This is a genomic window from Rhodospirillales bacterium RIFCSPLOWO2_02_FULL_58_16, from assembly GCA_001830425.1.
GTDB lineage: Bacteria > Pseudomonadota > Alphaproteobacteria > Rhodospirillales > 2-02-FULL-58-16 > 2-02-FULL-58-16.
The window spans coordinates 1-8,773 of record MIAA01000005.1 but is presented as its reverse complement, the minus strand read 5'-3'; the positions used below and the strand labels follow the sequence as shown (position 1 = coordinate 8,773).

Sequence of the window (8,773 nt, the reverse complement as noted above, 5' to 3'; positions counted from 1 at the left end):
CTCGACGACCGGCCCCAGAAGATCGCCCTGGAATATCGCGTCGGCGGCGGTTCGGCTGATGTCCATGGCCGTTGACGGCGACCCTCCTGAAAACGGTCGTTTTTGAAAATCATGCTTGCAATGCATTCACGATTCTAAGTGTCAGTTTGGTGTTGCCGGTTAGCTCTATGGGGTCGATCTGGTCGGGCGTGATGTTTGTTAAGTCCTCCCCGTGATGGTATTTTTTGGTGTAGTCGTTGATCTGATCCAATTCATCGTAAAGAGCCTGGGCGGGATGATTTGCGCCGCCTTCGCGGATTTTGCGGACAATATTGCCAAGACAATCATTGACGTCAAAGTTGGCCGAGTAGGTGGTGCGGGCGTAGGTTTCGAGCACCACGCGCATTTTGCGGATTATGTCGAGATGCTGTCCTTCGCTGTTGGATAGGTAAGTATGCAGATCGTCAATGTCGTTCGCCGTGCGTCCCTGACATGCTTTCTCAAGGTCTATGGGCGTGATTTTTGATCCTTGCTTGCGGTGATCCGCGATGGTCATTGCCACCCGCTCGGCGGCCGGGCATTTATCCCAAATCTGTTTCAAGAATGTCGCGTCGTGCGAGAGGATTATCACCTGGGCGCATTGTCTCGCCACCTTCATAATTTCATTGATCGTTCGCCGACGACGAAAGGCGTCCTGACTGTTAAATGGATCGTCGAATACCACGATCTTATTGGCAAGCCCTTCGTCCTGTTCAAGATGGGCCAGGAAGAATGTGAGGGCCAGCGTCGAGCGGTCGCCAGCGCTCAAGGTGTTCTTGAAACTCGGCATATTGCCGGGCGTCTTGCCGTCACCAACATCGACAGTGGTATCATTAATGACAAGCTGATAGGTCGAACTGGCGACGCCGCCAGGATAGCCATGCTTCGTCTTGGTGATCGAGAATCCGGCGTTGAAGGCGTCCAGGTACTGATTTATGCGGCTTTCGTAGGGTTTCACTACGCTATTGGTATGTTTGTCGAGTTGTTTACGTATAGCGGTCTTTCGTTTATCAATGTCGTCCTTCTTGGTCGAAAGCAATTTGTGGTTGTCGCACAGCACCGTTACCGTCGCGCCGTGGCGTGTCTTTGTAGCTTTAAGACGGGCAAGATCGGCTTCGGCCGCACGAAGAACGTCGGCGGAACCTGTTTCAGCCTTCTTGGCATTGGTGTGGGCGTTCATCTGGCGGATTGCTTGATTCAGAGCGGCGGCCTGGGCCTGCACCGTGCTATAGGCGGCAATGGCCCTAGTGAAAGTCTCGTCTGTTGTGATCGCTTCAAGCGGTGTGCGCGCCTTGCTATCAAGTAAGGATAGTGCGGATTGGGACAGGCCACAAATCGCGTTGGCTAGCTCGGCGGGGGAGGCGAGGGGTGCTACGTCAAAAGTGCAGTAGCGGCCCCAAAATTCAATGCCGTTTTTATGCTGCTCGGCGGCTGTGTCAAGCCGGGCCAGGGCCGTATCTCCGAACGCCTGACTAATTCTGGTCTTCATTGTGGTAATGGTCGTTCCCAGGGCCTTGTAGCGGTCGCCGAATACGGCCCTGTAGGCGACAATAAGCGGCAAGCCGCGAATGTTCTGTCCGCAGAAAGGGCAGGACTCTACCGTGATGTGGTCGATGCCCTTCACGATCCAGTCGCCACCATCCGCCGCCATACCATGTGCCGCTAGATGTGCGTTGATGTGTTGCTCAGCGTCCTGGCCGATGTCGTCGATGGTCTTTGCCAATAATTCCATGAAGTCGTCCGGCAGGGACGGCAACACCAATTCCGACAAAACGGCCCTGGCGGCAATGCTGGCGGCCTGACGGATCATTGTCAGTTTCGATTCCTGTGTCGTGATCTGGTTGTCGATGTCGTCGAGCTTTGGCAAGTCAATAAAGTCGGTCAGCGTCATATTTGCCGGGATATGGGACTTGATTGCTTGCTCGGTGGCGCTGATCTCCATGGTCTTGGCACGGCTGTCACTTGCCAGTTTTGCGTTTTCTTCCGCCAGCGTCACGCCAGCGTCACCGATGATGACGCGGTAGAGATTCCGCCTGTGATCTATCTCGACAACTTCGCCGGAATGGACATTTTCGGCGACGAAAACACCATCGAAAATAGTAATGTCAGGGTGGGTGTTGTTCCATGTGGCGTCATCGAAACGAACAACGCCGTCGCCCAACAGTAATTCGATGCTTGCTGGTTCCGTCACGCCCAAGGTTTTCCGCCCGATAACATGTTCTACGTCCCCGGTTTTGAGCGAGCGCAGTACCGCGCATATTGTGGTTTTGCCAAAACCGTTTGCGCCGACAATGAGCGTATACCGGGCCAATGTCGTATCGCCGCCACAAGCGGAATTGCGAAACTTGCCGACATTCTTGATGGCGATGATTTTTTTGAGCATTGATGGAACTTTTTAGTCGCCGCTCTCGGCGGCCTGCCGCAATGCCAGAAATGCCTCTTTCAGAGTGCCGCTGACGGCTGAATCAGGCTCTGCCAGCACGAGGGCCTGATATACGTCAAGGTAAACCGTACGCAACCGATGAAAAAAGTGCAGGAAGTGACGCAGGAATCCGATGCAGTCAAGGATTGAGATTTCAACGCCGCCAAGTTCTTCATAGAATTTTGCGGCATATTCGACAACGGCGGGGTCGATCTTATCCGTCGTGATGAAAATGTAGTTGTGAACTGGTTCCATGGACCGGGCGATTTTTGTAAGAGCCGCATTGATATCTTCGACCGTTACCAACTTCATTTTCATTTCGTAAGCGGTGACTATTGCGTCCTCACCGATCATGTAAACCTCTACATCGCCGATTGCCTTGGTCTGCAAGTCGGCGGCATTGTGAGAGAGAAGAGGGCGGGCGGATTCACCGATCTTCTCGCCGCCAGCCTTATAGGCGGCTGCCACGACCAGCACCGGAACGCGGCTTGCCCCCTTGCAAGCCAAGTGTTGACCGATAAGAGTAACGATTTGTTCCGATGATAACGGCAACGCATCTTCTGAGCATTCGAGCGAGTTGATGAGCGACTGCATCCGCGCTAGTTTTTCGTCCCGTATGATAAGCAGGACGCGGACTGTTTCGACGAATAGCAACTCGGCCTTGATCCGCCCGGTCGCCACGTCGTCCAGCAATTGTAACGTCTTAACATAAAGGTCGCGGGGCCGTCCGATTAGCTCGGTATCGGGCATAAGTGGGTGATTGATGTTCCGCAGCGTGGGTGTGAGGAAGGCTGTTGTCGGATTGCAGGGCAGGCGATGCTTGTTAATGAAGGACGTTAGGTATCGTTCATCAAGTGTACGTCCAGAAAAACTATCGGCTGTGCCAATCTCCGTATAGGGCTTGCGCGGATCGACTGCCGAGTTTTCCAGATTGCCGAGTAGGCAAGACATGAGCAAGCGAACGCCAGCGCGATTGGATGGGCAGTGACATACATAATCGACGCGCTCCCGAATGCTTGCATCTGTGATAACGGTTTTTTCAAGCGACGCAGCGGCCTGATTGTGAACAGACTGCAAAATCTGGTCAAGTGATCGGCTGTTGCTCATTATCCGAACAAATCCTTTTTGCCTTTGGGATTGTAGTTAGTCCAAAGAACCTCTTGGCGCTTATCCTTCGTGGAGTGAATCGTCTTATCCGCGCCATGCGTCTTGAACCATTTTCCCGACTTGAAAAGCTCATCCATCAACGGATGATCGTAACCGGACACGGCAATCTTTCCCCGACATTGATTTGCGGCCTTCGCAAATTCGTGGTGCTGACTCTCATCCATTTCAAAACCGTAGGCCTTGGAATCTCCACGAGTCGCATGAAGATAGGGCGGATCGCAATAGAACAAAGTTTCCAAGCTATCATAGAGCTGGATGATATCAACAGCCGGGCGGTTCTCGATTTGAACACGAATAAGCCGCTGAGCGATGCCGTCGAGGGCTTCAATGCCGCCAAGCCAGCGCGATACAACGCCCGACATTCCGGCGCGGCTAGTGTCCTTGCAATTCGCCCACCGGCCAAGCGACGCAGTTTGAGCTAGACCGGTGCGAGTCTGCCGGGCCTTGATATAAAAGCGCCGCGCTCTTTCAACTTCGCTGATTCCGTTGGTCGGTCCATGAATTGCTTTGTGGTATTCCTCGCGGGAAAAAGGGGTCAATGCAATTGCCCTAATCAATTCCTCATGCTGATCTCGCAGCACACGAAAGAAGCTCGCCACGTCGCCGTCAATGTCATTATAGGTTTCGACGGGCGATGATTGCCGGTTGAGCAAAACAGCCCCGGAGCCGGCAAATGGCTCGCAATAGTGATGGCATGGGGGAAGCAGAGGCAGAAGCCAATCAAGATGCGAAAACTTTCCACCATACCAGCCGAAAACAATTCGCCGCCGGCGATTGCTGCGTAGGTATATGACGTTTGGTTGTTCCGGAACGTCGCTTTCTTCCAAATAGATTGGAGAAAGTCCGCGTTTTCCGCCTCTTTCCGCCATGTTTCCGTGTGCTCCTCCTATAAATTAATCCCCTTTGATTATGGAATCAATCGTGATCATTGTTTGATATACTCGTGTTTCTGCCGTCGCTCGATCATCTTATCCACGAGGCCTGCCTTTCGTTCAGACGCAAGGCGTTGGCGATCACCATCAATGACGACGCCGACATGGCGACGGCGGCGATCAGCGGCGTCACCATCCCGGCCATCGCCAGCGGCGCCGCGATCCCGTTATAAAGGAAGGCGAGGGCTAGATTCTGCCTGACCAGTTTATGGGCGCGGACGCTCGACCAAAACACGGAACATCTACGCCTCGACACCCGTAAGAGGCCGGAACTGCCTCTTGCCAATAAACCACGCGCTGTTAAACTTCGCCATCGGAAGAACCCCCTTTACCCTTCCTCTACTTAATCACAGCATGGTTAACAAAGATTCACCGGACGTTTGCAACGAGCCTATTAAATGAAAGGATTGTCATGGGTAATACAATTGAACTGCCGAAGGGGTGGACGTGGGATGGTAAATACCTCCAAAATTCTTCGAATAAATGGGAATTTGATGGCAAGAAATTTAAGCCATATTCAGGGTCAAGTTCTTCTAACACATGGATATATGACGGAAAATCTATCGCGCCTTACAGCGGAGCAAATTCATCAAATAAGTGGGAGGTAACTGCGACCCAAGTAAAGCCGTATTCTGGTGCAAAATCATCAAATACCTATGATCGTAATAGACAGCCAATTGCTGTAATTATTGCAAAAGTCATTGGATTGTTCTAATTAATGCTCGCTTGCATTCACAGGGGAAGCCATCAGATCGGCGGTAGTTGCGTTGTATTCGACCTTGATGGAACATTGGCTGATCTTACTCATCGAGTTCACTTTGTAGATGGCTCTCCGTTCACGGGCGCCTATGTGACGTTTCAGGAATCTGTCGGGGCCGTAAAGAAAGGGTCCACAGGCACGATACGGAAGTTGTCAGGACCTGATATTGTCATTGTGGAGATTCGTGCGTCTAAACTCCGGAATGTTGAATGCCGTATCTCCGCTATAAAGATTCAATCCGATTGGGACAAATTTTTTGATAATCTGCGTGACGATCAGCCGATCAAGACGGTAGTTAGGCTGCTCGACACTCTTAAACACGATCATGCAATCGTCATATGCTCGGGCCGCCCAGAAAGTCACAGACCGGAAACGGTCGAATGGCTTGCTCGCCAATCTATATCGTATGAAGCTCTTTATCTTCGCAATACGGGCGACAGTCGCGATGATGTCATTGTTAAACGTGAACTTCTTCAGAAAATGAGAAACGATGGATATCATCCATGGGTAGCAGTTGAGGACAGAAATACCGTAGTTCAGATGTGGCGCGATGAAGGCATTACCTGTCTGCAATGTGCAGACGGAGATTTTTGATCGTGTGATCGTCGTTTACAGGATCGCAGACTCGCCATCGGCCAGCCTGCGGATGGGCGGGAACCCGTCCGCTTCGCTGTCCCAATTCACCCCATGAACCGGGATCAATGTCTTCGGGCTGATCTTGCGGGCAAAGAGGCGCAGATCGGTGGGCGAGGCGTGCCCCGAGGTGTGAATGTGGGCTGCCGGACACTGGCCGCCTTCGAACCACGCTTGCACCTTGTGCCCGTCCTCATTTAGCAGATAACCATGCCACATGGACCATGACCACGCATCCTGCGGCGTTGGTGCAACCCCCTTGAATTCATAGTCCCGTATCAGTGAGGGCCGGGTCATCACCACCCACTGCGAGGACGTTTTGGCCAGTTTATCCGCCGAGATGCCGAACTTCGCCATCCGGGAGACAAATGCTTCCCTTCCGGTGTTCCGGTACATCTTGGCGAAAGAATGTGTGATGACTACCTTGAGATTTTTCCACCCCGGTCGCGGCAATCGACCGAATGTCGCCAGCGTATCCATAACCTCGGCGGTATACAAATCGACTACCAGCGTACGCCCCGTGCGGAGGCAAGCTCGGTACAGCGTCACCGTGCGGTCAATATTCTGCGCCGACCATGTCACGAACACCCTGTTCGCCGTTGCCTTGAACAGATCGGTGAACCGGGCCTCAATATCGTTTTCGCTGGAACAGGGTTTGTCGCTGCCCAAGTTGGTTCCCTCCATTACCAGGGCATCTATATCGACCGGCGGACGAGCCATCATGGCGCGGACCAGCGCCCCCTTGCGGCCATGTATTCTAAAATCACCGGAATAGAGTAGGCGCTTTCCATGAACCTCGATCAGCAGCATGAAAGCATCGAACGCGCTGTGATCGGTCAGATGCGGAGTAATGGTGAAGGGGCCGACACTGAAGGGAGCGCCACTTTCCCAGGCCGTGAACGGCTGTGGCGGCGCATTGCCGAATATACCACCGGTCAATCGCACCAGCTTTTCGCATGCGGCCCCGCAGTAGACCGGCCACCTCGCAGGTAACTCCCTAAGTAGTCCGCAATGGTCCTGATGGGAATGAGAGAGTAGCACGGCATCGACCGGGCGTGTCGTGTCCAGCGATAGCGGCAACAACCCGGCCTTGACGTCTTCGGGGGCATCCAGGGGACGCCCGGCATCCATGATGATTCTGTGTCCGTCCGAAGTGGCGAGTTCAATGCAGTTGCCGCCAATCTCGTGGGCGGAGCGATGAATGGTCAGGCAAACTTTGGCCACTGTATCGGCCTCCCTTCACAACGTGGAGGGAATGCCGCGAGTAATTTCTTTTGGGTTGCCATTGAACAAAAGCCTGTCCTTGAGAGCGGTTTCTTCCAGCTTCTTCTTGTGTTTGCTCCATACCTTGCCGTCGCGTTGGTCAATATCGAAGCCGAATACCACCAGCCACACGTTCTTGCTCACATGCAGGGCCGCATTACCGGAGGCAAGGAGGTCTGCATTATACCTACCCCGCACACCGTCGAGGGCCGCCAGATTGCCGCAGATGGTGCGGTAAGAATGTTCCACATCTTTGGTATGGGTGATCAGAAGCTCCTGATAGTCCTTGATTTGTCCGACGACGGGGGGAATGGCATTGCCTTTGGCGCGAATCTCTTTGTTCGAGAACAGCTTGGCTTCATAGAATACGATTTCCGCGCCATCGGCGGTAGGCCGTAGTGCGGCAAAGTCGATACGCCGGGTCGCTGGGGATTTCTCGTTATCGCCCTCCAAGCCGAAGGTCACTTCGACATCAATAATATTGGGGTTGCTCAGAATGATCTGATGCACACCGGCCTTTTCATCACCGCTATAGGCGTCGGCAGCCCGCGTCAACGCCGCTATGCTGGATAGGTCGGGAAGAAACATCTTCGATGCGTCGAACGATTCCACCTTACCGTTATAAGACAGAATGTATTGCTTATTATCAACCAATTCGCTCCGTAGCAGGTATTTGTAATGGGTTTCGCCGACCAGCCTCTTCTTCTCATCTAGGGTAAGCCTCAGCAGGCTATTGCCTTTCCAATAGACGTTGAGGTAACCATCGCGGATGGCGATGAACAACTTGCGGTCATCAGCAATGGACCGCCACCACCCGCCGTTATTGTATTCGTCATTCAGCCTTTTAACGAAATCGGTGCTGATCCCTCGTTTGAATTTAAACATCGCGCCCCCCGTATTACATGTGCTCCCGCCACGGTGCCGGATGGCACTAGGGAAAATGGTAGAGAAACGTTCAGGGAAAGGCTATTAGTTTTTGAAATTGGTAACGCCGCCACTTGGTAATGGTGTAAAATAGGCGCAATTACAAAGGAAAGTAATGATGGTCCGAGAAGAGCCAAGGGTCGGGGTCTGGTGGTTGTGGAAGGGAAGCATTTTTGACTTCTCCTCGCCGTTGTCCGAGGCTGAGGAAGTGGAAGGTTTCGCTAATGGGGCAGTGTGTCATGTTGATGCTTGGCCCAACCTGCAAAAAATCGTACCGGAATTTGCCAATCTTGACTATTCAGACATTTCACGGGGAAGAGTCGTTGCCATCAACCGCACCGACCTTGTTCTTTACGCCTCGAAAATTTTTTTATGCGATGATAAGAAAATTGAGGCCGTTTTGAGCAGGTTTTGTCTAGACAGGGCGGCAACCATATTAATGCCAGACGATCATTACGAAAAAACAATACGGCGCGAAGAACTCCCGCCGCCACGAATGGATGAGGATGAATTGGAAGAGCTTTACAACGAGTTTCCTGATCTTAAAAATATGTAATGTTCTATATTTGCTCAACTCGGCGGCCCCGGCGGCGGCAGAGGGTCGTCGTCGAACAGGATGCGCTCGGCGGCGCCGTCCAGGTCTTCGAACTGCCC

The 8,773-nt window shown here is 52.7% G+C and carries 7 protein-coding genes; 1 reads left to right on the top strand and 6 read right to left on the bottom strand.

Annotation, left to right across the window (positions count from 1 at the left end):
- Positions 1-109: 109 nt before the first annotated feature.
- The 6 genes from A3H92_12555 to A3H92_12530 form a co-directional block, all read right to left on the bottom strand.
- Positions 110-2,401, bottom strand: coding sequence for a hypothetical protein (locus A3H92_12555; protein OHC76295.1), 2,292 nt, complete (start codon positions 2,399-2,401; stop codon positions 110-112).
- A 12-nt stretch (positions 2,402-2,413) separates the two neighbouring features.
- Positions 2,414-3,547 (bottom strand): DNA methyltransferase, encoded by a 1,134-nt coding sequence (locus A3H92_12550; GenBank protein ID OHC76294.1) that lies wholly within the window; start codon positions 3,545-3,547, stop codon positions 2,414-2,416.
- Entirely contained in the window at positions 3,547-4,398 is an 852-nt protein-coding gene (locus A3H92_12545; protein OHC76296.1) for a DNA methyltransferase, read from the bottom strand. Before A3H92_12545 ends, A3H92_12550 begins: the two co-directional genes overlap by 1 nt.
- 1,054 nt (positions 4,399-5,452) lie before the next feature.
- On the bottom strand, positions 5,453-5,800 hold the full coding sequence (locus A3H92_12540) for a hypothetical protein (protein OHC76293.1): 348 nt from the start codon (positions 5,798-5,800) through the stop codon (positions 5,453-5,455).
- Positions 5,801-5,908: 108 nt separating this feature from the next.
- The gene (locus A3H92_12535) at positions 5,909-7,156 is read right to left on the bottom strand and encodes an MBL fold metallo-hydrolase (GenBank protein OHC76292.1); all 1,248 of its coding nucleotides are present in this window, start codon (positions 7,154-7,156) and stop codon (positions 5,909-5,911) included.
- 15 nt (positions 7,157-7,171) lie between these two features.
- The gene (locus A3H92_12530) at positions 7,172-8,080 is read right to left on the bottom strand and encodes a hypothetical protein (protein ID OHC76291.1); all 909 of its coding nucleotides are present in this window, start codon (positions 8,078-8,080) and stop codon (positions 7,172-7,174) included.
- Positions 8,081-8,234: 154 nt separating this feature from the next.
- Between A3H92_12530 and A3H92_12525 the strand changes: the two genes are divergently transcribed.
- Entirely contained in the window at positions 8,235-8,675 is a 441-nt protein-coding gene (locus A3H92_12525) for a hypothetical protein (protein OHC76290.1), read from the top strand.
- The last annotated feature ends 98 nt before the right edge of the window (positions 8,676-8,773 follow it).